Raw genomic sequence first — 25,759 nt, 5'->3', positions numbered from 1 at the left:
GCCGTCTGGGCGCGCCCTTTTCATCACCCCCCCGCCGCCCCGCCCACACAACACACCTCCCTCTTAGTTATTACATTTTGCGCCGGGCGGGTTTGACCCCCCCCCCCCCTCAACTCCTCCTGCCGCGCGGACCGTACGCGGGTACTACGCCGCGTCCCGGCCCGACATCTCGGCCGCCACCCGGCCCAGCGCCCGCGCCGCCGCCCTGATCGACGGGCGGCGCTCGGCGTCCGTCCGCCACACGGCGGAGACATGACGGTGCATCGCGTTCCGTACGGGCACCACCGCGACGCCCTCCGGCAGCGCGCCGCGCCCCAGCCGGGGCGCCACACAGACCCCGAGCCCTTCCGCGATCAGCGCGAGCTGGGTGTGGTACTCCCCCGCGAGATGCGCGATCCGCGGCTCGAACCCCTTCGAGCGCAGGGTGAACATCAGCCAGTCGTGACAGAACTCGCCCTCCGGCCAGGACACCCAATCGTCGTCCGCGAAGTCCTCCAGGTCCACCTCCGCCCGGCCCGCGAGCCGGTGGCCGACCGGCATCGCCAGATCGGCCGCGTCGTCCAGCAGATGGGCGGTGGCGAGACCGCCGGGCACCGGCATCCGCTTGTTGCTCCAGTCCAGTACGACGGCGAGGTCGAGATCGCCCCTGACGACCCCGCGGATCCCGGCCTCGGGCTCCAGCTCGCAGGAGCGGACCCGCAGTTCGGGATGGTCCTCCCTGAGCACCCGGAGCGCCTGCGGGAACAGCCCGCGCGCCGCCGTCGGGAACGCCGAGATCCGTACCTCGCCGACGACCCGGCCGCGCTGCGCCTCGATGTCCGACTGCGCGACCTCGACCTGCGAGAGGATCCGCGCGGCGTGGTCGGCGAGGAGCCGGCCCGCGTCGGTGAGCCGTACCCCGCGGCCGTTCCTGGCCAAGAGCTGCTGGCCCACCTCGCGTTCGAGTTTGGCCATCTGCTGGGAGACCGCCGAGGTCGTGACGTGCAGGCCGTCGGCGGCGCCGCTCACCGAACCGTGCCGGGCCAGGGCATCCAGCGTCCGCAGCCTCTCCAGATTCAACATGTAAGCAATACTAATCAAAGGGGTGGACAAAGTCTCGCTTGTTCTACGAGGTTCTGGGCGCCATCGTGGACGTCATGACCACCGCGACCCCGCCCCGTCCGCCCCGGGCCACCACCATCTCCGCCGCCACCCCCACGCCTCCCGCCGATGCCACGACCGCCGACGCCGCTGCGGCCGGTCCGCGGCGCGTCTTCGACTGGCGCCTGCGGTTCGCGGCGCTCGCGCTCATCTGGGGCTTCAGCTTTCTGCTGATCAAGGTCGGCACGCACGGCTTCGCCCCCTTCCAGGTCACCTTCGGCCGGCTCTTCTTCGGTACGGCGGTCCTGGCCGTCGCGATGGTGGTCAGGCGTGAGCGGCTGCCCCGGTCCCTGCGCACCTGGGGGCATCTCACCGTCGCCGCGTTCCTGCTCAACGCGCTGCCGTTCTCCCTGTTCGCGTACTCCGAGCTGACGATCCCGTCCACGCTCGCGGGCATCTGCAACGCCACCTCGCCGCTCTGGGGCATGGCGCTCTCCCTGGTCGCGCTCTCCGAGGACCGGCCCACCCGCCGCCGGGTCGCCGGTCTGGGCCTCGGCTTCCTCGGGGTGCTGACGGTGCTGGGCGCCTGGCAGGGCTTCTCGGGGCTCGACCCGGCCGGTACGGCGATGGCGCTGCTCGCCTCGCTGAGCTACCCGATCGGCTGGATCTACATCCGCCGCACCCTGGCGGGCAGCAGCAGTTCGCACCTCTCCCTGACGGGCGCGCAGCTCTTCCTGGCCACGCTGCAACTCGCCGTGGTGACGCCGCTGTTCACCACGGTGCCGGCCTCGTTCCCGGTGGGTCCGCTGCTGGCCGTGGTGGTGCTGGGCGCGCTGGGCACGGGGCTGGCGATCCTGCTCCAGTACGGCATCGTGGCCGAGGTCGGGCCGACCACCGGGCAGATGGTCACGTACTTCATCCCGGTGATCGCGACCGCCGCCGGGGTCACGCTCCTCGGGGAGCAACTGAGCTGGAACACCCCGGTCGGCGCCCTGATCGTCCTCGTCGGGGCCGCGCTCACCCAGAGCCGGTCCCGAACGCCCCGCCCGTCCCGTACACCTCGCGTGTCGCGGCGTACGGCGGCCCGTCAGCCGTAGCTGCGGGCGGGCACCGGTCCCGCCGCCGACGCCACGGCGTCGGCGAGCGGCCCGATGTCGTCGGTCGTGAGGGGCGACACCGTCAGCCGTACCCCCCGGGTACTCATGGACCTGAAGCGCGCGCCGGGTGCGACCGCCCAGCCGGCCTGGAGCAGCCGCGCGACCGCGCCGGTCTCGTCGGCCACCGGCACCCAGACGTTCATGCCGCTGCGGCCGTGCGCGGCGACACCCCGCTCGGCCAGCGCCGCCACCAGCCCGTCCCGCCGCTCCCCGTAGGCCCGCGCGACGGCCGGTGCGTCGACCGCGCCCGAGGTCCACAGATGGACGACGGCCCGCTGGAGGAGCCGGCTCACCCAGCCGGGACCGAGCCGCTGGCGCCCCCGGACCCGGTCGACGGTCAGCGCGTCGCCGGTGAGCACCGCGAGCCGCAGATCGGGGCCGTACGCCTTCGCCGTGGATCGTACGAGCGCCCACCGGTCGGTGGCCGCGGCCAGCGGGTGCAGGGGCAGATCCACGATGCCGTGGCCGTGGTCGTCCTCGATCAGCAGCGTTCCGGGCCGGGTCGCGAGAAGGGCGCGCAGTCCGGCCGCCCGGCCGACGCTCACCGAGGCGCCGGTCGGGTTCTGCGCCCGGCAGGTGACGACGACCGCGCGCGCCCCGGCGCGCAGCGCCCGGTCGAGGTCGCCGGGGAGCGGCCCCTCGTCGTCCACCCCGACGGGGACGGGCCGCAGCCCGAGCGCGGGGACGAGATCCAGCAGGCTGCCCCAGCCGGGGTCCTCCACGGCGACGGCGTCACCGGGGCGCAGATGCGCGGCCAGGACGCGTTCGATGGCGTCGAGCGATCCCGAGGTGACGGCGACCGGCCCGGGGGGCACCCCGTCCGCGTCCAGGCCGGCGCGGGCGAGGCGCGCGAACTCCGGGTCGAGGGGGTCCTGTCCGTACAGCCCGGGGCGGAGCGCGTTGTGGTGCGCGGCGGCGGCGAGCGCGTCGTGCAGCGGGGGCAGCAGGGCGGGGTCGGGGTTGCCCTCGGAGATGTCCCGTACGCCGGGCGGCGCGTCGACGCGGATGGAGCCGCGGGCCGTACTCGCCGGACGTGGCCGTACGCGGCTGCCCCGGCGCCCCGCGGTCTCGATCACCCCCCGGTCGCGCAGGGCGCGGTAGGCGGCGGCGACGGTGTTGGGATTGACGCCCAGCTCCGTCGCCAACTCCCGCATCGGGGGCAGGTGTTGGCCCGGCGCCAGCTCGCCGGAGCCGACCCCTCGCTCCACACTGGCGGAAATCTCCGCGGCACCCCGTCCGGTAATCCGATACTCTCCTAGCACAAAGAATACTATGCACTAGTGCAATGGAGAACGCAAATGCCGGAGACCGCCGGGACCACAGAACTCGCCGGGACCACGGAACCCACCGGGACCACCGCCTACCGGTCCACAGCCCGCACCGTCCCCACCCGTTCCCGGGAGCGGGCCTCGTACGACCGCGAACTGGTGCACGGGATCCTCGACGAGGCGTACCTCTGCCATCTCGGGTTCGTACGCGACGGCGCCCCGGTCGTACTGCCCACGCTCTACGCGCGGGTGGGCGAGCGGCTGTACGTGCACGGCTCGACCGGGTCGCGTCCGCTGCGGATGGCGGCGGGCGCCGAGCCCGACACGGGCCTCGCGGTCTGTCTGACCGTGACCCATGTCGACGGGCTGGTGCTGGCGCGCGCCGCCTTCCACCACTCGGTCAACTACCGGTCGGTCGTCGTCCACGGCACCGCCCACCAGGTCACCGACCCCGAGGAGCGGCGCGCGGCGCTCGACGCGATCGTGGACCAGGCCGTCCCGGGCCGCGCCGCCGACTCCCGGCCCGGCAACGCCCGTGAGCTGGCGGCGACCGCCGTGATCCGGCTCGACCTGGACGAGGTCTCCGCCAAGGTCCGCACCGGCGGCCCCAACGACGACCCCGAGGACCTCTCCCTCCCCCACTGGTCCGGGGTGGTCCCCGTCGTACGCGGCTACGGCGCCCCCGTACCGGCCGACGATCTCGACCCCTCCGTCGCGCTGCCCGGCTACCTCTCCGCCCGCTGAGGCCGCGCCTCCGCGACCGCCAGCCCCAGCACGGCGGCGAGCAGCAGCAGTGTGCCCAGCACCGTGGCCGCGGTCAGCCGCTCGCCGAGCAGCGCGACCGCGATCACGGCGGCGCTCACCGGCTCCAGCAGCATGATCACGGAGACGGTGGCGGCCCGTACCACCGCGGCCCCGGCGAAGTAGAGCGCGTAGGCGAGCGCGGTCGGTACGGCGGCCACGTACACCAGCAACCAGAACACCCGGGCCGGTTCCGCGGTGTGCGGGAGCAGGCCCTGCCCCGCCGCGAGCGGCAGCAGCAGGACGGCGCCGACGGCGAACGCCCAGGCGGTCGTGGCCATCGGGTCGCCCCCGCCGCCGGACCGCCCCAGCCACCGGGTGAGCAGGGTGATCCCGGCGTATCCGGCGGCGGCGAGCAGCGCGTACGCGATCCCCGCCGGCCGTACGGTGGCGCCCTCGCCGCCGAGGACGAGCACCCCGAGCCCGGTGAGGGCGCCGGTCACGGCGACGAGTCCGCCCGCGCCGAGCCGCTCGCCCATCGTGATCCGGGCGCCGAGGGCGATGAGGACGGGGCCCGCGCCGAGCGTCACGACCGTGCCGACGGCGAGTCCCGTCGCCTCGACGGCGGCGAAGTAGGCGCTCTGGAAGACGGTGAGTCCGACGCCGGTGCCGAGGATACGGAGCAGCCGTCGGCGGAGCGGTTCTGCGGGCGCGGGCGACCGGCGCCCGCGCAGCGCGAGCGCGCCGAGCAGCAGCGCGAGGCCGCCCACGCAGCGCCAGAAGGAGAGGGACAGGGCTCCGAGATCACTGATCCGGTAGACCAGCGAACCGGCGGCGCCGGCGGTCCCCCAGGCGAATCCGGCGACGATCAGGAAGAGAAGGCTCCGCCCGACGGACAGACCGGGGGCGGGAGCGGGCAGAGCGGGGGTGGGCAGGGCATTCGACACGCGAGATCTCCAGGCGAAGAACGGATGGACGGTCGCTGGGCTCCGGCAGGCGGGCAGCGACGAACCGCTCGGGGACCCCGGTGCCGCGAGGACACCCGGTCCGGCCGAGTCCGGTCCACGTCGGGGAGTGAGCCGCCCGGGGCCTAGAAGGCAGGGGGCGGAAGCACGGTCGAATGCATGAGCGACACCCTAAGGGGCAGGTCGTACGGGCGACAACCGCCCCGGATCGTCCGGCTCCGGTTCCGTGACCGACGCCTCCTCCGTACCGCCGGCGCCCCCCGCGGCGACGGGGATCGGCCCGGACGGCGCCTTGGGGGTCGAGGACTGTGCGATGAAGGCACCGACGAGCACGACGGCTCCGCCGAGGATCTGCGGGGCGGACAGGTGCTCCCGCAGCAGCACCCAGGCCAGCCCGGTCGCGATGACCGCCTCCAGACAGGCCACCACGCCCGCCACCTGCGGGGAGAGCTTGCGCACCGAGACCACTCCGGTGACGTACGCCAGTACGGTCGCGATCAGCACGATCCAGCCGAGCAGCAGCCAGGCCGCGACGGGCGTCCCGCCGAGGTCCGCCGAGCCGGCGAGGAGCGAGAAGTCCATGCCCCACGGGCGGGCGACCACGGTCAGCACGAGGGCGCCGACGAGCAGTCCGTACGCGATCACCCCCATCGGATCGGGGGCGTCCTCCGCGTCGCCGCCCTGGTCGGACAGGACGAAGTAACCGACCTGGCAGCAGGCGGCGCAGAGCGCGAGCAGCACGCCGAGCGGGTCGAAGCCCAGCCCGGCCCAGACCTCCACCACACAGGCCAGACCGCCCACGGCGAGCACCACCCCCACCGCGGCGGCGCGGGTGACCGGCCTGCGCTGGACGAAGCGGACCCAGAGCAGGACGAGCGCGGGGGCGAGATATTCGATGAGCAGCGCGACACCGACGGGGATACGGGAGAGCGCGGCGAAGTAGAACGCCTGGACGCCCGCCACCGCCAGCAGCCCGAACCCGGCGAGCAGCGCGGGCCTGCGGCGCACCAGCGCACGGTGGCGCCAGGCCACCGGAAGCATGACGAGGGCGGCGCCGGCGACCCGGAGCCAGACCACATGGAGCGGGTCGAGCCCCGCCTCGATCAACGGCTTGGCCGCGACCCCCGAACCGCCGAATGCGAACGCCGATCCCAGAGCCAGTGCCAGGCCGACGTTTCTCCCCTGAGACGCGTGCATGGCGCCATCATGACACCTCGCGTCAGGAGCGTCATCCGTATGACGCCTGTCGAGACGCTCCGCCCCTCGCCACCCCCCGAGGACCCGGCGCCCCGTCCGGACGCGTCACGACGGACCGCACGGCAACACCTGCATCACAGCAGACCAACACCCGGATCAGAGCAGACCGGTGAGACGGTCCAGCCGCCGCTCCAGCGTCCCCGCCTCGGCCCCGGCCCGTCCCAGCACCTCGACGGCGCGGCAGTCACGGTCGGCGAGGAGCGCGGCCAGCAGATCGAGCCCGCCGACCCGCGGCTCACCGCGGCGGGCCGCCCGGTCGAGCGCGCCCGCCATGGCGGCGAGCGCCTGCGGGGACCAGCCGGTCACGGCCCGGTGCGCGGCGCCGCGCGACACGGGTACGGCGGGCACGGCCCCGGAGTCCTCCACCGTGGCCTGCCAGCGCAGCCCGTAGCCGATGCTCCGCTGGACGAGATAGCCGAGCACCCGGACGACCTGCTGATCGCCGCCGAACACCTCCCGTACCTGCGGGTCGGTCTCCAGCAGGGAGTGCAGCAGATGGGCGGTGTCGACCTGGGCGTCCCCGACGCGCAGGGCTCTCCGGCGCGCGCCGGAGAGCACCGACACCAGCTCCGCGGTGAGCCGGGACTCGGCAGCGGCGCGGACCGGCGTGACACCGGCGCGCTCCGGGGCGGGCTGGACCGGCACCAGCGGTGAGGGCTTCTGCACTCTCCCACCCCATCAGCCCCGCGCGGCCGGGACATCCCCGAGGGGGAGCATCTTCACGTCCCACGGAAGGTGGGCACATCGGGACGAGTTCTCCTCCTTGGGGATGAGATTCGCCCGTTCTTCCCCGCATTTCCCCCTCATCCGCTCCCGGGCACGCGAAGGGGGCGCCCGCGCGCGCGCGGCGGGGGGGGCAACCTCGACCCCCCCGGGGGGGGCCCCCCCCCGATTATTCGTCGAGCGCCCGGCAGGCCTTGCACCTACATTTCCCGTCGGCAGACGGACGTCTTTCCTTGGACCACGGACGCGTGACTCCGGCTGAACCGAAGTAACACCATGATCATACAGGACCCCCGGCCACTGCGCTCCCCGTACAACTCGCCGAGCGCCGACCCGGTTCGGCACCGGTCCCCCGCTCACCGCCCCGCAAGCACTTCACAAGCACGCAAGCGTTCAACGCGCGCACGCACCGCCGGTCGCGGAGAAGGTATCCGGCCGCGCGGACCGGGCAGGCGCTCTCACGGAACACGAAAATCCGCGTCGCTCCCAGAAAGAAACAGAGGAGCGCCCTTCGGTGGCGCACGTCGACGATCCCGGCGGCATCCACGAGGGATCTCCGTGCCCCTTTCCGCCGGGAACCCGAATTCCCCGGCGCCACGGAGGGCGGGGGCGATCAAGGTGAAGCATTCGACGCCGAGAGGTGAATCATGCAGCGAGACGCAGCGGAAGAGGAAGTCGAAGTAGTGCTCGCCGGAGGTCCGGAGGGTGGCCCCGGGCGGACGACGGTGCCCGCCGGCGCCCTGGCCGACCGGGTGGCCGTGTGCCATCTGAATGGTCGTGAACATTTCAAAGTTACCGATGAATCCGCGGAGATCGACGGCCGTCCCGCTCCTGTCTATCGGTGGATATACAGCACCAAGATCGCCGAATAGGGCGAGCCCGCACGACGCCGGCTCAGCCCATCGCGTGACCACAGAAGGAAAGAGGTGCACACCATGAGCGAAACCCGCGACCCGGAAACCGGAAGCGATGCCTTCCGGTGCGCTCCCGTCGCGATCATCGGAATGTCCTGCCGTTATCCGGGCGCCCCCGGCGTGGCGGACTTCTGGAATCTGATCAGCGGCGGCGGGGACGCCATCACCGGCACACCTGGCGACCGCTACGACACCGAGGCGTCGTCCCATGGCCAGGACGTCCCGAAGCTCGGCGGCTTCATCAGCGGGGTGGACCGCTTCGACGCCGACTTCTTCGGTATCTCCCCGCGCGAGGCCAGGCTGATGGACCCGCAGCAGAGGCTCCTCCTCGAAGTGGGGTACGAGGCGCTGGAGGACGGTGGCCGCCCGCCGCCCCGCCTCGCCGGACAGCATGTGGGCGTCTTCGTCGGTCAGATAGGCAACGACTACTGGCACCTCCAGCAGGCGGGCGAGGAGAAGGTGGAGTTCTACGGGCTCACCGGCGCCTCGTCGCGGGCCATCTCGTCCAACCGGCTGTCGTTCGCCTTCGATCTGCGCGGACCGTCGATCACGGTGGACACGGCCTGCGCCTCCTCCCTCACCGCCGTCCACCTGGCAGTCCAGAGCCTGACCAGCCAGGAGTGCGACCTGGCGCTCGTGGGCGCGGCGAACCTCATCCTCACCCCGGGCGACGGTGTCGCGTATCTCGACGCCGGGATGCTGGCGGGCGACGGCCGTTGCAAGTTCGGCGCCCGCGCGGCGGACGGCTTCGTACGCAGTGACGGCATCGGCGCCCTGCTCCTCAAGCCCCTGGACCGTGCGGTACGCGACGGCGACCGGGTCCGGGCGGTGATCCGCGGAAGCGCGGTGGGCAACGACGGGCGGACGAGCGGATATCTGGCGACCCCCGCGTACGAGGGACAGCGCGCGGTGCTGGAGCGGGCCTGTCTGACGGCCGGGGCCGATCCGGCCCGGATCGACTTCGTCGAGGCGCACGGCACCGGCACCTCGTCGGGAGATCCCGTCGAACTCAGCTCCCTGGCAGCCGTACTGGGCCGGAACCGGCATCCGGACCGGCTGTGCTACGTCGGCTCGGTGAAGACCAACATCGGTCACACCGAGGCGGCCGCGGGTATCGCGGGCCTCATCAAGGCGACTCTGGCGCTGGAGAACGGGCTCGTCCCGCCGAGCCTGCACAGCGGCGAGCCCAACCCTGAAGTGGCCTGGGAGGCCATACCGCTGCGCATCCCCACCCGTCCCGTCCGCCTCGCGCGGCGCAGCGAAGGGACCTGGGCCGGCGTCAACAGCTTCGGCATCGGCGGCACCAACGCGCACGTCGTCCTCTCCTCCCCACCCGGCAGGACCGCCGCGCCCGCTCCGGACGAAACGGCCGGTGCGCAGGACCCGCCCCACCTGCTGACGCTCTCCGCCGCGTCCGGGAACGGGCTGAGGGACCTGGCGCGCGCCTACGTCGGTTTCCTCGCCCCCGACGGACCCGGGCGCGCCTCCTCGTTCCGGGACATCTGTTTCAGCGCGTCGGCGTGCCGTGAACACCGGGAGAACAGGCTCGCGGTCGTCGCCACCACCCATGACGAGGCGCGCGAAGCCCTGAGCGGCTTCCTGGACGGGGACACGGCCGGCCTGTCCACGGCCGACGACGTCGAGGAGCCGACCGCCCGTATCGCGTTCGTCTTCTCCGGCCAGGGCTCCCAGTGGGCGTCCATGGGCCGCGATCTGTACGCGTCGGAGCCGGTCTTCCGTACCGCCCTCGACGCCTGCGACGCGGCGGTCCTGGCGGAGGCGGGCTGGTCGCTCGTCGACGTGCTGTACGGCTCCGACGAGAAGGAACTCACCGCTCCCGACGTCGTGCAGCCCACCCTGTGGGCGATGGAGGTAGCTCTGGCGGCGCTGTGGCGTTCCTGGGGCATCGAACCGGACGTGGTCATCGGGCACAGCATGGGCGAGGCCGCCGCCGCGTACGTCTCCGGGGCTCTGCCGCTGGCCGACTGCGCGGCGGTGATCTGCCGACGCAGCTCACTGGCGGCGCGTACCAGCGGTCAGGGCGCCATGGCGTGGGTCGAGTTGGGGGCGGCCGAGGTCGAAGAGGCCCTGGACGACGACGAGGTGTCCGTCGCGGCGGCCAACAGCCCGACGTCCACGCTCCTTTCCGGTGAACGCGGCCCACTCGACCAGGTGCTCAAGCGGTTCGACGCCCGGGACGTCTTCCACCGGTGGGTGAAGGTCGACTACGCCTCGCACGGCAGCCAGATGGAACCCGTGCGGGAAGCTCTTCTCACCTCCCTGTCGGACGTGGTGCCGCACAGTGGCCGCCTTCCGGTGATCTCCACGCTGCTGACGGAGCCCATCGACGGGTCCCAGATGGACGCGGGTTACTGGGCCCGCAACATCCGCGAACCCGTCGACTTCGTCGGGGCCGTACGCCAGGCGCTGCGGGAGGAGACCCTGTTCGTCGAGATCAGCCCCCATCCGCTGCTGACCGAGGCCGTCGCCGAGACCGCGGACGACGCGGGCGGCGGCACGCTCGCCGTCGGGTCGCTGCGCCGGGGGGAGTCCGGACGCGGCAGTCTCCTCAGGTCGCTCGGTTCGCTCTACACCGCGGGTGCCCGGGTGGACTGGGAGGCGGTGACGGCGGGCGGCTCGTACGTACCGTTACCGCACTACCCCTGGCAGCGTGACTCCTTCTGGCTCACCCCCGCCGCCACCGGCGCGTCCACGTCCGACGGGGCGCCGGCGCCGCGCGGTACGGACGGGGGCGCGACACGGCGCAGCCATCCCCTGCTGGCCGAACGGATACGGCCCGACGGGGAGGACACGTACGCGTGGCGTTCGTCCCTGAACCTGTCGGCCCCCGACCACGCGTACCTGCGAGGACACCGCGTGGAGGGCACCGTCATCCTGCCCGGGACCGCGTATGTCGAGATCGCCTCCGCGGTCGGCCGGGAGATCTTCTCCACGACGACGCCGGTCCATGACATCGCCTACCACCGGGCCCTGTTCCTGGAGGACGGCGACGAGGTCGAGCTCAAGGTGACCGCGGAACCCGTGGGCACCGACGCGTACCGGGTACGGGTGCTGGGTCGCGCCTCCGGCGAGCGTGAGTGGACCCTGCACGGCGAGGCCACCGCGACCGCGTCCGACGAACCGGCGGAATCCGGCGGCCCGTCACCGGGCGCCGGGGACGCCGACAGCCTCGACCAGGTGAGGCGCCGGTGTACGCGGCACCGGTCCGGCGACGACTTCTACGCCGCCCACGCCCGCACCGGAAACGAATGGCGCGGCGTGTTCCGCGGGCTCCAGGACGTCTGGACCGCGCCCGGTGAGTCGCTCGGCTTCATCGAGTGCCCCGAAGGCCTGCTGGCCGAGCTGGACGCCTATGTCTTCCACCCCGCGCTGCTCGACGCCGCGGGCCAGTGTCTGCTCTCGGCCCGGCCGCCGGTCCCCGACGGGCAGGACGAGCTGATCGTGGCGGGCAGCGCCGACTCGGCGACCCTTCTGCGGCCCCCCACCGGCCGCCTGTGGACGCACGCGCGCGCCCTGCCCTCGACCCGCGGAGATTCCTTCAGGGGCGACATCACCATCCACGACGAACACGGCCGTCTCACCGCGGTCCTGCGCGGATTCCGGCTCCAGTACCTGCTGGGAGCGGCGCCGCACGGCCCCGTGGAAGAGACCCCGTACGACCGGAAGGAAGGAACCTCAGATGACCGACCGTGACCACGCACAGCACACCGGGGCGGGGAAGTCCGCCGGCTTCCGCCACGACGACTGGCTGTACGAACTGTGCTGGCTTCCTTCACCCGCTCCTCCCGCCGCCCGTGCGCACGAACCCGGTGGTTCCTGGCTGGTCTTCGCCGACGACGGGCCTGTCAGCCGCATCGTGACGAACTCCCTCACGGCACGCGGGGACACCGTCACCGTGATCGGCGCCGAGGAGGGCCCGGACATCACCGAGGCCCTCGACTCCCTGACCTCGACGGCAACACACCGGGGCGTCGTCTACGCCCGTGCCCTGGACGCCGGTCCCGACGACGGGCCCCGGGGGCCCGTGCCGTGCGAGGAGACGGTCTGTCAGGAGCCCGTACGACTCGCCCAGGCGCTGCACGAGCGGCAGTCCGCCGGCACGCCCCCGCTGTGGCTGATCAGCCAGGGGACGCAGGCCGTCATCGACGACACGGACGTCACGTCGCCCTCGCAGGCCCCGCTGTGGGGCCTGGGACGGACACTGACCACGGAAGCCCCCGGCCTCCGTACCCGCCTGGTGGACCTCGATGCGACAGCCGCGTCGGCCGACGCGCTGGCGGCGGAACTGACCGCGCCGGGGGAGGAGGACCAGATCGCCCTGCGCGACGGCCGCCGCTTCCACGCCCGGCTCCTGGGGGCCGACCGCACCACCGTCCTTCCCCATGGCACCCCCGTCGCGGCGACGCGACAGGGACGGCTGAGCGTCCACGAGCCGGGCCTGATCGAGGATCTCGCGCTGCTCCCCGCCGAACCCCGGGAACCGGCCGGTGACGACGTACTGATCAAGGTCTCGCATGCCGGACTCACCTACCACGACGTCCTCACCGCACTCGGCCTGCCGCCGTGGGACGGCGAGAAGGAGCCGGACTTCGGCTTCGAGTGCGCCGGAGTCGTCGAGGGCGTCGGCCCGGACGTGACCGGTCTGGCCGTCGGTGACGAGGTCGTGGCCGCGGTGACCGGCTCGCTCGCCACCCATGTCCACGCCAAGGCGTGCGTGGTCACCCGGGTGCCCTCCGGCCTGACGGCCGCCGAGGCCGTCACGATCCCCAGCTCGTTCCTCTCGGCCTACTACGCCCTGCACACCCAGGCCCGCCTCAAGGCCGGGGAGCGCGTCCTCATCCACACCGCGACCGGCGGGGTCGGCACGGCCGCCCTCCAGATCGCCCGGTGGAAGGGCGCCGAGATCTACGCCACCGCGGGCAGCGACAGGAAGCGCCGCCTGCTGGAGCGCCTGGGCGTGCGGCACATATCCGACTCCCGGTCGCAGGGATTCGCCGAGGACTTCCGCGCCGAAGGAGCCGGGGAGGGGATGGACGTCATCCTCAACACCCTGGCGGGCGAGGCGATCAGGACCAATCTGTCGATCCTCGCACCGCACGGCCGGTACGTGGAGCTGACCCAGCGCGACATCGTGGAGAACACCCCGCTGCCGCTCGGGCTGCTGGCCGGCAACCGGTCCCTCTTCACCCTCGACGTCTGGACGATGCTGCGGCGCTCCCCCGAGCGGGTCGCGGAGGTTCTCGACGAGATCTGGGACCTCGTACGCCAGGGCGTCTTCGAACCCCTGAGCGCCCAGGAGTTCGAGGTGAGCGATGTGGCCGAGGCCTTCCAGCACATGGCCAGGGCCCAGCACTCCGGCCGGATCGTCATCACCTTCCCGGCCTCACCCGCGCGATCCTCCGCGCACCCCGTCCCGACCGGCGCGCGCGGCGACGCGGACGGAGTGCTTCCGATCCCGGCCGACGGGACCTGCCTCGTGACCGGTGGCATGGGCGGCCTGGGGCGGCACCTGGCGCACTGGCTGATCGACCACGGATGCACGAGCCTGCTGCTGGTCGGCCGCAGCCGGCTCGACGACGGCGGCCACGAGCATCTGCGCCGGCTGGAGGACCGGGGAGCGGAGGTCGCCTACGCGGCGTTGGACATCGCGGAGCCCGGGGCCCTCGGCACGCTCCTCACCGAGCGCGACCGCGCCGGAAAGCCTCCGGTCCGTGGAGTGTTCCATCTGGCCGGAGTGCTCGGACACGTGTCGTTGACGGATGTGGGGCGGAGTGAACTCGCCCAGATCCTCCGCCCCAAGACGGCGGGCGCCTGGGAGCTCCACAGGAGCCTGGACCAGCTCGACCTGTTCGTACTGTTCTCGTCCGCCGCGTCCCAGATCAGTTCCCCGTTCCGAGGGGGGTACGCGGCGGGCAACGCCTTCCTCGACGCGCTGGGCCACTACCGGCGTGCGCGTGGCCTGCCCGCGACCGTCGTCAACTGGGGCTTCTGGGACGAGGCGGGCATGACGGCCCGCTGGGAGAAGGAGAACGGCCGCAGCTCCCGGCCCCAGGGCATGAGCAGCTTCGCCCCGGACGAGGGCCTCACCGTACTGGAGGAGATCCTCCGGGCGGCGCGCCCGCGGGCCACTCCCCTGCCCACGGACTGGTCCCGATGGGCACGGGCGTACCCCGACGCGGCCCGCTCCCCTCTGCTGCGGGAGCTGACCGGACTCCGGCCCGGGGACACGCCGACGCGGCCGGTTCCGTCCGACGGGCACGGGCAGGACCGTTCCGCCAGGACCGGCCCCGCCAGGACCGACTCCGCGCCCGTTGACGACGCCCCCGCCGAGCGGTCGGCGGAGGATCGCGATGCCACCGCCGGACCCGTGCCCACGCGAGGGAGGAACGACGCGCCCGTCCCGGCCACGGACGGGCGAACCACCCCGGCCGGCTCCGGCAGCCGGGAAGCGGTGGAGGAGACCGTCGTCAGGATCTCCGCCGATGTCCTCGGCACACCCCCCGAGCGCCTGCGCGGCAGGCGGCCCCTGAACAAGCAGGGCATGGACTCCTTGATGGCGACCCAACTGCGCAACCGTCTCCAGCGTGAATTCGACATCACGCTTCCCATCACGGTGCTCCTCAAGGGGGCCAGCGTCACCACGATCGCCGACCGGATCACCGCTCAGGCCGACGAGCGCCGGGCGGCGTCCGGCGGATCATGAGGCCATAGGGTCGCACGGCGATGAATCCGCAGGTCCCGAGCGAGGACGGCGCGATCGGGCCCCGGACCGGGGAGAGTCAGGTCCGGGGCCCTGAGCCGCCCGCTCCTGACCGGTCGGCGTCCTTGACCCCGGGGCGCCGACTGCCGTACGCCGAGCCGGGGCGGGGCGGGGCGTCTTCGAAAAGCGGGTTGCGGGTGAAGATCGTGACGCGGATGCTTCCGCCATGACGATGCACCCCGACCAGTTGGCCGTCTCACCTGAGGCCGTACGCACCTTGGTGGACCAGCAGTTTCCCGAGTGGCGGAGCCTGCCCGTCAGAAGCGTCAGCGCGCAGGGCACCGTCAACGCCATCTTCCGCATCGGCGACCGGCTCACCGCCCGGTTCCCCCTTGAGTCCGCGGACGTCGAGTCGACACGGCGCGGGCTGGAGGCGGAAGCGGAAGCCGCTCGTGAGCTGGTGGGCCGGACACGCTGCCCCACGCCCGAGCCGGTCGCGCTGGGTGAACCCGGGGCGGGCTACCCGCTTCCGTGGTCGGTGCAGACCTGGCTGCCCGGGGTCGTGGCCGACGACGAGGACCCCGGCGAATCAGCCGGATTCGCCCGCGACCTGGCCGACTTCATCGGCGACCTCCGCGCGATCGGCACACGTGGCCGTACGTTCGCCGGTCCGGGCCGCGGGGGCGATCTGCGCTCCCATGACGCGTGGATGGAGACCTGTCTCAGCCACAGTGAGCAGCTCCTGGACGTCCCCCGGCTCCGTCGTGTCTGGGCGACCTTGCGCGAGCTGCCGCGGGGTGCGGCTGAGGACGTCATGACCCATGGCGATCTGATTCCGGGCAACATGCTCGTGTCCGCCGGGCGGCTCACGGGGGTTCTCGACGTGGGCGGCTTCGGACCGGCCGACCCTTCGCTGGATCTCGTGGGCGCGTGGCATGTGCTTGAGTCCGGGCCGAGGCGGGCGTTCCGCGACCGCCTGGGGAGCGACGACCTCGCATGGGAGCGCGGCAAGGCGTGGGCTTTCGTTCAGGCGATGGGGCTGGTCTGGTACTACGTCGAGAGCAACCCGGTCATGAGCCGGATGGGCCGACGGTCCCTGGACCGCGTCCTGGCGGACACACCGCGCGCCTGACCCGGTCATCGCCTCGGTACGGCAGTCGGACTTCGTTCCTGACGTGGGTCGGCGCCTGCGGGTCGCGGCGCGCCGGGCCGCGGTTCCGAAGGCCGTGGTGATGCGTTACGCCCGCACCGCCTGCGACAGCGCGTCCACGGTCACCCCCACGATGGCCCGGAGCTGCGCCGGGCCCGCTCCGGCCCTGCTCATGACGGCGAGCGACTGGTTCACAGCCGCCGCGTGCAGGGCGAAGGTCTCGGCGTCCCGGTCGGTGAGTCCGCCGGCCTCCAGCGCGGCGCGCAGGCGCCGGCGCTGGAATCCGAGCGCCTGCTTGGCGTGCGCCGCGACCCCTGGACTCAGCACGGGAACCGCCATGGCCGACTGGGCGATCAGGCATCCGTCCGGCAGCCCGGGATCGGCGATGCGCTCCAGGGTGACGTCGAAGAACGCGCGGACAGCGGCAACGGGTTGCGAGGCCGCGCACGACAGGGCGGCGTCGTACTTCTCGCCGTAGCGCGCGGCGTAGATGTCCAGGCAGCGCAGGAAGAGCGTGTCCTTGTCGCCGAGCGAGGAGTAGATGGAACTGCGGTTCAGACCGGTCACCCGGGACAGATCGCCCACCGAGGTGTCGGCGTAACCGGCACGCCAGAACTGGATCATCGCGGCGTCGAGCGCCGTCTCCATGTCGAACTGCTTCCTGCCTGCCACGCGGAACTTCCTTACTTCCCTGCCGAGACGTCGATGGTTCGCAGTGTGCCGCACACCATTCCATCTTGGACCGATCGGTTCAAGATGTGTTAGTTTTCAAACGTGGTCAGGACCGGGCATTGCGCGCACTTCGCGACCGCGCGGACGACACACCGCGCGGCCCGCGGGAGACACACCACGCGGCCCTGGCCACCGCCTTCAGCGCCACACCGCCCCCACCGCCCCCACCGCCCCCACCGCACCCACCGCACCCGACACCGACGAGGGATCCCGTGACCGGCCCTGCGACCAGCGCTCCGTACACCTCCGAGAGCAACCCCGTCCCCGACCTGCCTCTCCACCATCTGGCCGGATTCACCCACCGCTGGATCGACGCGGACGGCGTCCGCCTCCATGCCGTCGAAGGCGGACGGCCGAGCGGCCCGGCCGTCGTTCTGCTCGCCGGTTTTCCGCAGACCTGGTGGGCCTGGCGCAAGGTGCTGCCCGCCCTCACCCACCGGTTCCGCGTGATCGCGATCGACCTGCCGGGCCAGGGCCACTCCGAGCGCCCGGAGCGCGGCTACGACACGCACACGGTCGCCGCGCACGTCCACGCCGCCGTGAAGGCCCTCGGCGTGCCGGCCTACTCCCTGGTCGCCCACGACATCGGCGCCTGGGTCGCTTTCTCCCTCGCCCTCGACTTCGAGAGCCACCTGCGCGGGGTCGCTCTGCTCGACGCCGGAATTCCCGGCATCACCCTCCCGGAGACGATTCCCACCGACCCGGAGCGGGCGTGGAAAACCTGGCACTTCGCGTTCCACCTCGTGCCCGATCTGCCCGAGACGCTGCTCGCCGGCCGCGAACGCGAGTACGTCGGCTGGTTCCTGAAGGCGAAGGCCCTGTCCCCCGGCACGTTCGACGACGCCGAACTCGACCACTACGCGGCGGCCGTCGCGGCCGACGGCGGGCTGCGCGCCTCCCTCGCGTACTACCGGGACGCCGCGGAATCGGCGCGCAGGAACCGCGCGGCGCTCCAGGGGCGACGCCTGACCGTGCCCGTCCTCGGAATCTCCAGCAGCCATGGCTCCATTCCGGACATGGCCGCCTCCCTCAGCCCATGGGCCGACCGCACCACCGGCGTCGTCGTGCCCGACGCGGGGCACTTCATCCCCGACGAGCAGCCCGAGGCCGTCGCCGCCGCGATAGCCGACTTCATCGACGACGGCGACTGAGCCCCGTACCCCTGAGGCCCCGGTCCCCGGAGCGCGGCGGGCTTCCCCGCCCGGGTCACGCCCCGCGCAGCCGCCAGGTGTGCAGGTGCTCCCAGGTGAGGGTGGTCCACCAGCGGCCGGACCAGTCGTCACTGCGCGTCCGGTAGAGGGCGACCGTGTCGCCGGGGAAGGCGTCGGGGAAGGGCACGGGGAGGCCGCGTACGTACTCCTCGATCTCCTCGGACAGGTCGGGGCGCACGTACATCTCGTGCGAGACGAGCGACAGATGGGCCTCGAAGACGGCGCGGTCGAAGGTGTGCGGGTCGGGGTTGGGCGCCGGGGTCACCAGCGGTGCCACGGCCCGGTCGACCGCTTCGGCGAGGGCGAGGAAGGCGGGGTTCGGGGTGGTGCCGTCGGCGAGGTGGTGGACGCCGAGGACCAGGCCCACGCCCTGCCGGCGGACCCCGGCGTTGTGGACGGTGAAGGGCGCGACGCCGGCGATGCCGCGGGTCACCGCCGCGACGATCTCGTCCACGGGCGCGGTGATGTGCTGGCTGCCGACGAGCGTCGCGTGCGGCGGGAAGGCGCCCGCGGAGACGAACCCGTACTGGGCGCGCACCTGGCCGGTCAGCGCGGTCACCGCCGCGCAGGTGGCGGGGTCGGGCCGCAGGTAGACGCCGTAGCGGTACGGGTCACCCGGGGCCTTGGCGAATCGTTCGGTCACTGGCCTGCCTGCTTCCGGTAGTTGTCGATCTTGGTGGTCGCGGCCTTCTCGGCCCGCGCGAGTGCCTGGTCGAGCGGTTCGGCTCCGCTGAAGGCACGCTGCATCTCGGGGACGATCGCGTCCCGGACGCCGGGCATCGCGCCGCTCAGACACCCCGAGGTGGCGGTGTTGGCCGGGGTGTCGGCGAACTGCTTGTCGAGTACGGCGTAGGGCTTGTTCCTCCCCAGGAAGTCCTTCCAGGTGGCCGAGGCGCCGACGTCCGTGTTGATCGGCGCGTAGCCGGACGCCATGGCGAACCGCTCCTGCACGGGGGCGGAGGCCATGTGGCTGATGAACTTCCAGGCGGCGACCTGCTCGGCGTCGCTGTGGCCCGCGCGGTCCAGCCACATCGCCGCTCCGCCGATCAGGGCGCCCGCGTCGGAGGCCGGTCCGGAGAGCGGGTAGGGCAGCGCGCTGTACCCCTTCATGCCCGATTCCTTGAGGCCGCCGATGGCGCCGCTGGAGTTGAACATCATCGCGGCCTTACCGGCGGCGAAGGCGGACAGCGCCGCGTTGCCGTCGGTGCCGGTGTCGAGTCCGACGCCCTCCGTGTACAGCCCGGCCATGGTGCCGATCGCCTTGCGCTGAGCGCCGCCCGTCAGCGGGAGCGCGGTGGCGCCGTCGGCCTTCCGGCCGTTGTCCGGGGTGCAGTACGGCGTCCCCGACGCGGCCGTGAGCTGTTCGAACCACCAGCCGTCGAAGGGCTGGACGATCCCCTTGGTCCCGGGCACCGCCGCGTGGACCTTACGGGCCGCCGCGGCCACTCCGTCCAGCGTGGAGAGCGTCGAGCGGTCCACGCCGGCGCGGGCCAGCAGCGCGTCGTTCACGTACAGCAGCGGCATCGACGTGTTGAGCGGTACGGCGAGCAACTCGCCTTCGGCGGTGTAGTAGTTGCGGGCCGCGGGGCGCAGCCGGCCGAGGTCGAGGTCGCCGGGGTTGGCGGCGGCCATCGCCTGCGCCGGGACCGTCTGCCCGGCGTCCCGCAGATAGCCCGTGGTGATGTCGTTGGACACCATGACCGTGGGCGTGCTCCTGTCCCGTACGGCCGAGGAGTACTTGGCGATGGCGTCGGCGTAGCTGCCCTGGAACGACGCCTTGACGGTGATCTTGCCCCGGTTGGCCTGGTTGAAGGCGTCGATCTCGTCCTGGAGCGCCTGGCCCGCGGGGCCGCCGAGACCGTGCCAGAGGGTCACGGTCACCGGCCCGGACGCCGTGGAGAGCGCCGAGGGGCCGGGGGCGGAGGCGGCTCCGGAGGGGCTCGTTCCGGAGCCTCCTGCGCAGGCGGTCAGTGCCGTCGCCGTGGCGAGGGCGAACAGGGCGCCGAGGACGCGGTTTCGTCCGGACATGGCGGGTTCACTCCTTCACTGATGAGGTGTTGGGGGATGAGGTACGGACAGGGGAAGGGAGGTGGTGGTCAGGCTCTGACGCGGCCGGCCAGTCCGTTCACCAGGTAGCGCTGGCCGAACAGGACGAGCAGCAGGGTGGGCAGGAGGACCAGCAGCGTCCCCGCGTAGATGACCGCGGGCCGGGTGGTCTGCTCGACGGCGAGCTGGGCGAGGCCGACCTGGATCGTGCGCCGCTCGGGCGAGTCGGTGATCAGCAGCGGCCAGAAGTAGCCGTTCCACGCCGACAGGGCACACCACAGCGCGGCGGTGACCACCTGGGGGCGCGCCATGGGCAGTACGACGTACAGCAGGGTCCGCAGGTGGCCGCAGCCGTCCAGGCGCGCCGCCTCCCACACCTCTCTCGGCAGCCCGAGGAACGCCTGGCGCAGGAGGAACACCGCGTACCCCGTCGCCAGGTACGGCACGACGACCCCGGCCAGGGTGTCGCGCAGGCCGAGGCCGGTCGCCAGCTCGTAGTTGGGGATGACCAGGCTCTCGCCGGGGATGGCCAGTGTGGCGAGCACGAGGGCGAACGCGACGCCGCGTCCGCGCCAATGGGGGAAGGTGAACGCGTACGCGGCCAGCGCGGCGGTGACCAGTTGCGCCGCCGACTGCACGGCCGTGACGGCCACGCTCATGCCGTACTGGTGGACCAGCGGGGCGGAGCGCAGCGCCTCCCGCACGTTGTCCAGGGTCAGGTGTGCGGGCAGCGGGATCAGCCGCCCGGCGACGATATCGCTCTGGGGCAGCAGGGCGGTGGTGACGGTGACGTAGACGGGGAACGCGACGATCGCGACGATCACGGTCAGGGCCGACAGGCGGACCGCCTTCGACAGGTGCTTCACGCCGACCTCCTCAGGACGCGGAACTGGACGGCGGTGATCAGTACGACGAGGAGGAGCAGGACCAGTGCGAGGGCCGAGGCCGACCCGAAGTCGGGCAGCGCCTCGCCGAAGGCGCGCCGGTACAGCTCGTGGACGAGCGTGGAGGTGGAGCCTGCCGGGCCTCCCCTGGTGAGGACCTGGACCTGGGTGAACACCTGGAGGCCGCTGATCGTCCCGGTCACCACGAGGAAGACCAGGGTCGGCCGGAGCATCGGGATGATCACCGACCAGGCGGTCCGCAGCTCGGACGCACCGTCGAGCGCCGCGGCCTCCAGGACCTCCCGGTCGAGCTGGGTCAGGGCGGCGAGCAGGACGAGGAAGGCGAATCCGAACTCGTACCAGGCCGTCGCCACCGAGACGCTCAGCACGGCCCAGACCGGTGACTGCAACCAGGGCGGCCCGCCGAGGCCGAGTCCCGCCAGAAGCTCGTTGACGGTCCCGACCGCCGGGGCGAAGAGCCCGGCGAACACCGCCGACGCCGCCGCCGCGGAGTACGCGAACGGCAGGGACAGCAGCACCGACAGGACCGCTCGCGGCCGGCGGCGGGCCCGGCGCAGCAGCAGCGCCGCGGCGAGCGCGCCGCCGACGGAGAGGAACACGCTCAGGGCGGCGATGACGCCGGTGGTCAGCAGGACCCGGCGCAGCGCCGGATCGGTGACGAGTTCGGCGTAGTGGTCCGCGCCGACGAACCGGGTCGGACTGCCCAGCAGATCCGTGCCGTACAGGCTCAGGAAGGCGCTGCGCAGGACCGGCCAGTACGCGAAGGCCAGGAGCAGTGCGAGACAGGGCAGGGCCATCAGGGGCCCTGCCGGCAGGCGCGGCTTGCCCCGGCGGCGGTCGCCGCGCCGAGGAGGTCCGGAACGAGGGGGTCCGGAACGAAGTGGAACGTTCCCAATCACGAGTGGAACGTTCCCACCCTCCCCGTGAGGAGAGAAGGAGATGTTCCGTGAACGTTCCGTTAACGCCGATCGGCGTATATCCGCGCCGATATGCACGGATATACGCCAAGAGGCCGGGGCAGCTCGCGGGTTGCTGCCCGCGAGCCACCCCGGCCGTAGCCACCCCGGTTGGAGTCACCCCGGCCGTAGCCGACCCCGCCGTAGCCACCCCGGTTGGAGTCACCCCGGCCGTAGCCACCCCGGCTGGAGCCGACCCCGCCGTGGCCGACCCGGTACCTCAGTGCTCCCCCGCGTCAGCGCCGGAGTGCCGCGGCGCCTCCGCGCTCGCGTCCGGCGGTGCTGCGGTCGTGCGCCCCGCCACCAGCGCGCCGGACAGCGCCAGGTGATGGTCCGGCGGCTGCTCCCCGTCGAGCAGGCGCACCACGGCGTCGATGGCGCCGCTTCCGATCCGTTCGATCGGCTGGCGCCAGCTCGTCAGACCGATCAGGGGCGTGCTCAGCGGGCCGATGCCGTCGTAACCGGTGACGGACAGGTCGCCGGGCACGGACACGCCCCGGAGCTGGAGCTGCTCCAGCAGATCGACGGCGTGGCGGTCGCTGGGCGCCATCACCGCGGTGATGGCGGGATGCCGCAGCACCTCCGCCGCCCAGCCGCCGGCCTCCTCGCTGCGTGTCCCCTCGATCTCCAGGACCCGGACACCCCGCTCCCGCAGGCGCCGGGCCATCGCCCGGGTCCGAGGCGCCATGGTCACCGAGGAGGTCCTCGGCACCGCGATCACCGCGACCTGCCGGTGGCCGAGCCCGGCGACGTGGTCGGCGAGCGCCGCACCGCCCTCCTCCTCGTCGCAGAAGACGCTGGTGATGCTCCGGTGGGTCTCGGGGCGCCCGGCCACCACCGTCGGCAGCCGCTCGGCGAACGGCACGATCTTCGCGGCGGGCAGCAGCCCGCTGCACACGATCAGCGCCTCGACGCGCAGCATGGCCAGGGTCTCCAGGGCGCGGTACTCGTCGGACACCGCGAACCGTCCGGAGCCCGTCGTCGTCACCACCCGGTAGCCGTGGAACGCCGCGCGCTCCTGCATCGCCGCGAGCAGGTGGCCGTAGAAGGGCGTGGCGGCGTCGCGGACGAACACCCCGACCGTGTACGTACGGTGGGCCACCATGGCGCGGGCGACCGCGTTCACGACGTACCCCAGTTCCGCCGCCGCCTCCAGCACGCGCCTGCGGGTCTCCTCGGCGACGCTGCCCCGGCCGGAGACGACACGGGAGACCGCGGATTTGGACACCCCCGCGCGGGCGGCGACATCGATGATCGTCGGATTGCGGGGCCGCTCAGCCATCGGGAGCGCCTCCCGGCCGCCCGGTCCCGTTCCGCAGCCCCTCCCGGGCGAGCACCTCGTGGGCGCCCTCGCAGCCGGTCCACACGTGGGCACGCCAGCCGTGGGCGCGGGCCGCCGCGACGTTCCCCGGCCGGTCGTCGAAGAACACGACGTTCGCGGGCGAGAACCCCAGCCGGTCGTCCGCGGCCCGGTAGACCCGCGGATCGGGCTTGAGCAGACCGACGTCGGACGAGAAGACCAGGCTCCGGAAGACGGTGCTCCACGCCGACCGCCGCACCGCGTCGGCCAGCGAGGCCGGGGCGTTGGACAGCACGCCCAGCGGTATGCCGGAGGCCGCGAGCGAGGAGAGCATCGCCGTCACGTCGTCCGCGATCCGCGACCAGCCCGCGACATCGATCCGGTCGAGACGGGCGACCCACTCCCCGTCCAGCCGGCGCCCGAGCGCGGCACCGACCCGCTGCCAGTACGCGGCGGGGGCGTCGCCCTCGTCGTAGCCGTCCCGGTAGGCCCAGTAGGGCTCGGCCAGTTCGTCCTGCGGCACGCCGAGCGCACCGGAGAGCGCGGCCAGCGCACCACCGGACGGCACCAGGACACCACCGAGGTCGTAGACGACCGCCGTCGTTTCGGAAGAAGAATGGGAACGTTCCACAAGCCGGGATCATAACGGACCGGCGCCACGCACCGACAGGGTGTCGCACCGGTCGCCGGACCGGACGGGCGCCGCGGCCCACCCGGCCCCGCGCTCCCCCGCCCCGACTCCCCCACTCCCGGCTCCCCACTTCCGGACCCACCCACCCCGGACTCACCCGATCGGGTCTCCTCGTCGGGCGAGGTCGGGCGCCGACGACCACGACGCCCCTACGCCTCGGAACGCGGTCAGACCTTGCTCCTTCCGCGTTCCGTGTGCGATCTTTGAGGCATTCCCGTCATGGAAACGTTTCCATGAGAGTACGAGAGGTGGAGCCGGTGACCACGATCAAGGACGTCGCGGCACGGGCCGGGGTCTCGCTGGGTACCGCGTCCCGGGTACTCAGCGGAAGCAGCCAGACCTCGCCCGACTCACGGTCCCGCGTTCTCGCCGCCGCGGCCGATCTGGGCTACATCGCCAACGGACCGGCCAGGTCCCTGCGGCGTTCCCGTACCGACGTGCTGGGGCTGCTCGTCTCGGACATCCGCAACCCGTTCTTCTCCGAACTCGCCCACGCCGCGGAGCAGGAGGCGCGGCAGCACGGCTACACCGTGCTGCTGGCCAACGCGAACGAGGACGCCGGACAGGCCGACGCGTACCTGCGGACCTTCGCCTCGCAGCGCATCGACGGCCTGCTGTTCTCCCCGCAGGGCACGGTCTCCCCGCAGCTCGCGGCCACCCTCGCCTCCGGACTGCCGCTCGTCTTCCTCAACCGTACGGTCGAGGGCGTCGACGCCCCGCTGTACGGCACCGACAACGCGGAGGGCGTCGGCCATGTCCTGGCCTGGCTGCGGCAGCGCGGACACCGTGACGTGGCCTTCATCGGAGGACCCGGCACGATCTCCACCGGCGCGGAACGCCGCGCCGCCTACCTCGCCGGGCGCGAGAAACACGGGATCAGCACCGACGACAGGCTGCTCGACGCCGGTGACTTCCTGGCCGAGGGCGCGGCCGAGGCCATGTGCCGCGTCATCGACCGGGGTGTCCCCTTCTCGGCCGTCTTCGGCGCGAACGGCCTGACCACCCTCGGGGCCGTGCGCGCGCTGCGCGAGCGGCTCGGGGCGGAGCGGGCCGCCCGCGTCGAGGTCGTCTCCTTCGACGACCTCGACTGGTTCGAGTTCGCGTCACCGCCCATCAGCGCGGTCCGCAACGACGCGTCGTCGATCGGCCGTCTCGGCGTGCGCGGACTGGTCGACCTCCTCGCCGGACGCCCGGCGTCCGGGCAACGCGTCGCCACCTCCTTCGTCGACCGGTCGGAGGGAGCCGCCCGATGAACACGCGCGTCGCCCTCGTGGGCGGCGTCGACAGAGAAGAAACCCCCTTCGAAAGGATCAGCCGATGAAGGTCGCCCTCGGAGCAGACCATGCCGGGTACCCCCTCAAAGCGGCCGTGCGCCGGGCGATCGAGGACCTCGGCCACGAGATCGTCGACTGCGGCACCGACAGCTCCGCCCCTGTCGACTTTCCCGACATCACCCGGGCCACCTGCGACCCGGTGCTCTCCGGAGCAGCGGATCGGGCCGTACTCGTGTGCGGCACCGGTCAGGGCGCCGTGATGGCCGCGAACAAACTGCCCGGCATCCGCTGCGGTCTGGCCCACGAGCCCTACTCCGCCCACCAGGCCGTCGAGCACGACGACGCCAACGCCATCGCCATGGGCGCCTGGCTCGTACCGCACGCGCTCGTACCGGACATCGTCCGTGAGTTCCTCGCCGCCACCTTCGACGACGACGAGGACACCCGCCGCAGGGTCACCAAGCTCAACGCGCTCGACACCCTGACACCGCCGGCCTGACACCGCCGGCGGGCGGGGGGGGGGGGGGGGGGCCCCGCGCCCCCCCCCCCCCCCCCCCCCCCCCCCCCCCCCCCCCCCCCCCCCCCCCCCCCCCCCCCCCCCCCCACACCCGCGGGCGCGCCGGGGTGGAGTTTTGGTTTGTTTTGGAGCTGACGTGTGAGGTGTGTGT

Annotated in this window: 21 protein-coding genes; 9 read left to right on the top strand and 12 right to left on the bottom strand. The window is 72.7% G+C overall.

All coding sequences use genetic code 11. The features are described from left to right. Positions 1 to 144: 144 nt before the first annotated feature. The gene (locus ACFXPK_RS17660) at positions 145 to 1,062 is read right to left on the bottom strand and encodes a LysR substrate-binding domain-containing protein (RefSeq protein WP_384995745.1); all 918 of its coding nucleotides are present in this window, start codon (positions 1,060 to 1,062) and stop codon (positions 145 to 147) included. 74 nt (positions 1,063 to 1,136) lie between these two features. On the opposite strand from ACFXPK_RS17660, the gene ACFXPK_RS17655 reads away from it, so the two are divergent. Beyond that, positions 1,137 to 2,177, top strand: coding sequence for a DMT family transporter (locus tag ACFXPK_RS17655; RefSeq protein WP_385076305.1), 1,041 nt, complete (start codon positions 1,137 to 1,139; stop codon positions 2,175 to 2,177). Here the strand turns inward: ACFXPK_RS17655 and ACFXPK_RS17650 are convergent. Then, positions 2,168 to 3,499, bottom strand: a complete 1,332-nt coding sequence (locus tag ACFXPK_RS17650; protein WP_385076283.1) for an aminotransferase class I/II-fold pyridoxal phosphate-dependent enzyme — start codon at positions 3,497 to 3,499, stop codon at positions 2,168 to 2,170. The genes ACFXPK_RS17655 and ACFXPK_RS17650 overlap by 10 nt on opposite strands. 36 nt (positions 3,500 to 3,535) lie before the next feature. On the opposite strand from ACFXPK_RS17650, the gene ACFXPK_RS17645 reads away from it, so the two are divergent. After that, complete coding sequence (locus tag ACFXPK_RS17645) at positions 3,536 to 4,249, top strand: pyridoxamine 5'-phosphate oxidase family protein (protein ID WP_385076280.1); 714 nt, start codon at positions 3,536 to 3,538, stop codon at positions 4,247 to 4,249. On the opposite strand, the gene ACFXPK_RS17640 is transcribed toward ACFXPK_RS17645, so the two are convergent. The 3 genes from ACFXPK_RS17640 to ACFXPK_RS17630 form a co-directional block, all read right to left on the bottom strand. Further along, positions 4,231 to 5,193, bottom strand: coding sequence for a DMT family transporter (locus ACFXPK_RS17640; RefSeq protein WP_385076276.1), 963 nt, complete (start codon positions 5,191 to 5,193; stop codon positions 4,231 to 4,233). The two genes, ACFXPK_RS17645 and ACFXPK_RS17640, sit on opposite strands and share 19 nt — an antisense overlap. A 189-nt stretch (positions 5,194 to 5,382) precedes the next feature. Continuing rightward, positions 5,383 to 6,408 (bottom strand): DMT family transporter, encoded by a 1,026-nt coding sequence (locus ACFXPK_RS17635; RefSeq protein ID WP_385076273.1) that lies wholly within the window; start codon positions 6,406 to 6,408, stop codon positions 5,383 to 5,385. Positions 6,409 to 6,564: 156 nt separating this feature from the next. After that, on the bottom strand, positions 6,565 to 7,134 hold the full coding sequence (locus ACFXPK_RS17630) for a Clp protease N-terminal domain-containing protein (RefSeq protein ID WP_384995728.1): 570 nt from the start codon (positions 7,132 to 7,134) through the stop codon (positions 6,565 to 6,567). A 704-nt stretch (positions 7,135 to 7,838) separates the two neighbouring features. On the opposite strand from ACFXPK_RS17630, the gene ACFXPK_RS17625 reads away from it, so the two are divergent. The 4 genes from ACFXPK_RS17625 to ACFXPK_RS17610 all read left to right on the top strand — a co-directional run bounded on the left by ACFXPK_RS17625 (position 7,839) and on the right by ACFXPK_RS17610 (position 15,958). Continuing rightward, complete coding sequence (locus ACFXPK_RS17625; protein WP_385076270.1) at positions 7,839 to 8,063, top strand: DUF5988 family protein; 225 nt, start codon at positions 7,839 to 7,841, stop codon at positions 8,061 to 8,063. Positions 8,064 to 8,126: 63 nt separating this feature from the next. Continuing rightward, positions 8,127 to 11,819, top strand: coding sequence for a type I polyketide synthase (locus tag ACFXPK_RS17620; RefSeq protein WP_385076268.1), 3,693 nt, complete (start codon positions 8,127 to 8,129; stop codon positions 11,817 to 11,819). Next, positions 11,806 to 14,829, top strand: coding sequence for a KR domain-containing protein (locus tag ACFXPK_RS17615; RefSeq protein ID WP_385076265.1), 3,024 nt, complete (start codon positions 11,806 to 11,808; stop codon positions 14,827 to 14,829). The genes ACFXPK_RS17620 and ACFXPK_RS17615 overlap by 14 nt, the downstream gene beginning before the upstream one ends. Positions 14,830 to 15,052: 223 nt before the next feature. Then, positions 15,053 to 15,958, top strand: coding sequence for an aminoglycoside phosphotransferase family protein (locus ACFXPK_RS17610; protein ID WP_385076262.1), 906 nt, complete (start codon positions 15,053 to 15,055; stop codon positions 15,956 to 15,958). 105 nt (positions 15,959 to 16,063) lie between these two features. On the opposite strand, the gene ACFXPK_RS17605 is transcribed toward ACFXPK_RS17610, so the two are convergent. Further along, the gene (locus ACFXPK_RS17605) at positions 16,064 to 16,648 is read right to left on the bottom strand and encodes a TetR/AcrR family transcriptional regulator (protein WP_385076259.1); all 585 of its coding nucleotides are present in this window, start codon (positions 16,646 to 16,648) and stop codon (positions 16,064 to 16,066) included. A gap of 272 nt (positions 16,649 to 16,920) precedes the next feature. Here ACFXPK_RS17605 and ACFXPK_RS17600 point away from each other — a divergent pair, with 272 nt between their 5' ends. Beyond that, entirely contained in the window at positions 16,921 to 17,859 is a 939-nt protein-coding gene (locus ACFXPK_RS17600; protein ID WP_385000565.1) for an alpha/beta fold hydrolase, read from the top strand. 55 nt (positions 17,860 to 17,914) lie between these two features. On the opposite strand, the gene ACFXPK_RS17595 is transcribed toward ACFXPK_RS17600, so the two are convergent. The 6 genes from ACFXPK_RS17595 to ACFXPK_RS17570 form a co-directional block, all read right to left on the bottom strand. Further along, on the bottom strand, positions 17,915 to 18,562 hold the full coding sequence (locus ACFXPK_RS17595) for a 2'-5' RNA ligase family protein (protein WP_385076256.1): 648 nt from the start codon (positions 18,560 to 18,562) through the stop codon (positions 17,915 to 17,917). Beyond that, positions 18,559 to 19,947 carry an extracellular solute-binding protein gene (locus tag ACFXPK_RS17590; protein WP_385076253.1) on the bottom strand — a complete coding sequence of 463 codons (1,389 nt, stop codon included), beginning with the start codon at positions 19,945 to 19,947 and terminating at the stop codon, positions 18,559 to 18,561. Before ACFXPK_RS17590 ends, ACFXPK_RS17595 begins: the two co-directional genes overlap by 4 nt. 68 nt (positions 19,948 to 20,015) lie before the next feature. Continuing rightward, positions 20,016 to 20,831: a carbohydrate ABC transporter permease gene (locus tag ACFXPK_RS17585; RefSeq protein WP_385076250.1), complete on the bottom strand. Its 816-nt coding sequence runs from the start codon at positions 20,829 to 20,831 to the stop codon at positions 20,016 to 20,018. Then, the gene (locus ACFXPK_RS17580) at positions 20,828 to 21,667 is read right to left on the bottom strand and encodes a carbohydrate ABC transporter permease (RefSeq protein WP_385076248.1); all 840 of its coding nucleotides are present in this window, start codon (positions 21,665 to 21,667) and stop codon (positions 20,828 to 20,830) included. The genes ACFXPK_RS17585 and ACFXPK_RS17580 overlap by 4 nt, the downstream gene beginning before the upstream one ends. A 379-nt stretch (positions 21,668 to 22,046) precedes the next feature. Further along, positions 22,047 to 23,108, bottom strand: a complete 1,062-nt coding sequence (locus tag ACFXPK_RS17575) for a LacI family DNA-binding transcriptional regulator (protein WP_385076246.1) — start codon at positions 23,106 to 23,108, stop codon at positions 22,047 to 22,049. Continuing rightward, a complete protein-coding gene (locus ACFXPK_RS17570) occupies positions 23,101 to 23,757 on the bottom strand; it encodes an HAD family hydrolase (RefSeq protein ID WP_385076243.1) in 657 nt (218 codons plus the stop codon). The genes ACFXPK_RS17575 and ACFXPK_RS17570 overlap by 8 nt, the downstream gene beginning before the upstream one ends. A 293-nt stretch (positions 23,758 to 24,050) precedes the next feature. On the opposite strand from ACFXPK_RS17570, the gene ACFXPK_RS17565 reads away from it, so the two are divergent. Then, on the top strand, positions 24,051 to 25,070 hold the full coding sequence (locus tag ACFXPK_RS17565; protein WP_385076240.1) for a LacI family DNA-binding transcriptional regulator: 1,020 nt from the start codon (positions 24,051 to 24,053) through the stop codon (positions 25,068 to 25,070). Positions 25,071 to 25,134: 64 nt separating this feature from the next. Continuing rightward, positions 25,135 to 25,590, top strand: a complete 456-nt coding sequence (locus ACFXPK_RS17560; protein WP_385076238.1) for an RpiB/LacA/LacB family sugar-phosphate isomerase — start codon at positions 25,135 to 25,137, stop codon at positions 25,588 to 25,590. The last annotated feature ends 169 nt before the right edge of the window (positions 25,591 to 25,759 follow it).

This window comes from Streptomyces sp. NPDC059142 (genome assembly GCF_042755665.1).
Taxonomy (GTDB): domain Bacteria; phylum Actinomycetota; class Actinomycetes; order Streptomycetales; family Streptomycetaceae; genus Streptomyces.
This window is presented reverse-complemented; position numbering and strand designations above follow the sequence as displayed.

What these genes read in the sequence shown, in the direction of transcription:
- ACFXPK_RS17610 (WP_385076262.1), top strand. Translation starts at nt 15,053, where the DNA reads ATGACGATGCACCCCGACCAGTTGGCCGTCTCACCTGAGGCCGTACGC.
- ACFXPK_RS17625 (WP_385076270.1), top strand. Translation starts at nt 7,839, where the DNA reads ATGCAGCGAGACGCAGCGGAAGAGGAAGTCGAAGTAGTGCTCGCCGGA.
- ACFXPK_RS17660 (WP_384995745.1), bottom strand. Translation starts at nt 1,062, where the DNA reads ATGTTGAATCTGGAGAGGCTGCGGACGCTGGATGCCCTGGCCCGGCAC.
- ACFXPK_RS17560 (WP_385076238.1), top strand. Translation starts at nt 25,135, where the DNA reads ATGAAGGTCGCCCTCGGAGCAGACCATGCCGGGTACCCCCTCAAAGCG.
- ACFXPK_RS17635 (WP_385076273.1), bottom strand. Translation starts at nt 6,408, where the DNA reads ATGCACGCGTCTCAGGGGAGAAACGTCGGCCTGGCACTGGCTCTGGGA.
- ACFXPK_RS17655 (WP_385076305.1), top strand. Translation starts at nt 1,137, where the DNA reads ATGACCACCGCGACCCCGCCCCGTCCGCCCCGGGCCACCACCATCTCC.
- ACFXPK_RS17645 (WP_385076280.1), top strand. Translation starts at nt 3,536, where the DNA reads ATGCCGGAGACCGCCGGGACCACAGAACTCGCCGGGACCACGGAACCC.
- ACFXPK_RS17615 (WP_385076265.1), top strand. Translation starts at nt 11,806, where the DNA reads ATGACCGACCGTGACCACGCACAGCACACCGGGGCGGGGAAGTCCGCC.
- ACFXPK_RS17575 (WP_385076246.1), bottom strand. Translation starts at nt 23,108, where the DNA reads ATGGCTGAGCGGCCCCGCAATCCGACGATCATCGATGTCGCCGCCCGC.
- ACFXPK_RS17565 (WP_385076240.1), top strand. Translation starts at nt 24,051, where the DNA reads ATGAGAGTACGAGAGGTGGAGCCGGTGACCACGATCAAGGACGTCGCG.
- ACFXPK_RS17590 (WP_385076253.1), bottom strand. Translation starts at nt 19,947, where the DNA reads ATGTCCGGACGAAACCGCGTCCTCGGCGCCCTGTTCGCCCTCGCCACG.
- ACFXPK_RS17580 (WP_385076248.1), bottom strand. Translation starts at nt 21,667, where the DNA reads ATGGCCCTGCCCTGTCTCGCACTGCTCCTGGCCTTCGCGTACTGGCCG.
- ACFXPK_RS17620 (WP_385076268.1), top strand. Translation starts at nt 8,127, where the DNA reads ATGAGCGAAACCCGCGACCCGGAAACCGGAAGCGATGCCTTCCGGTGC.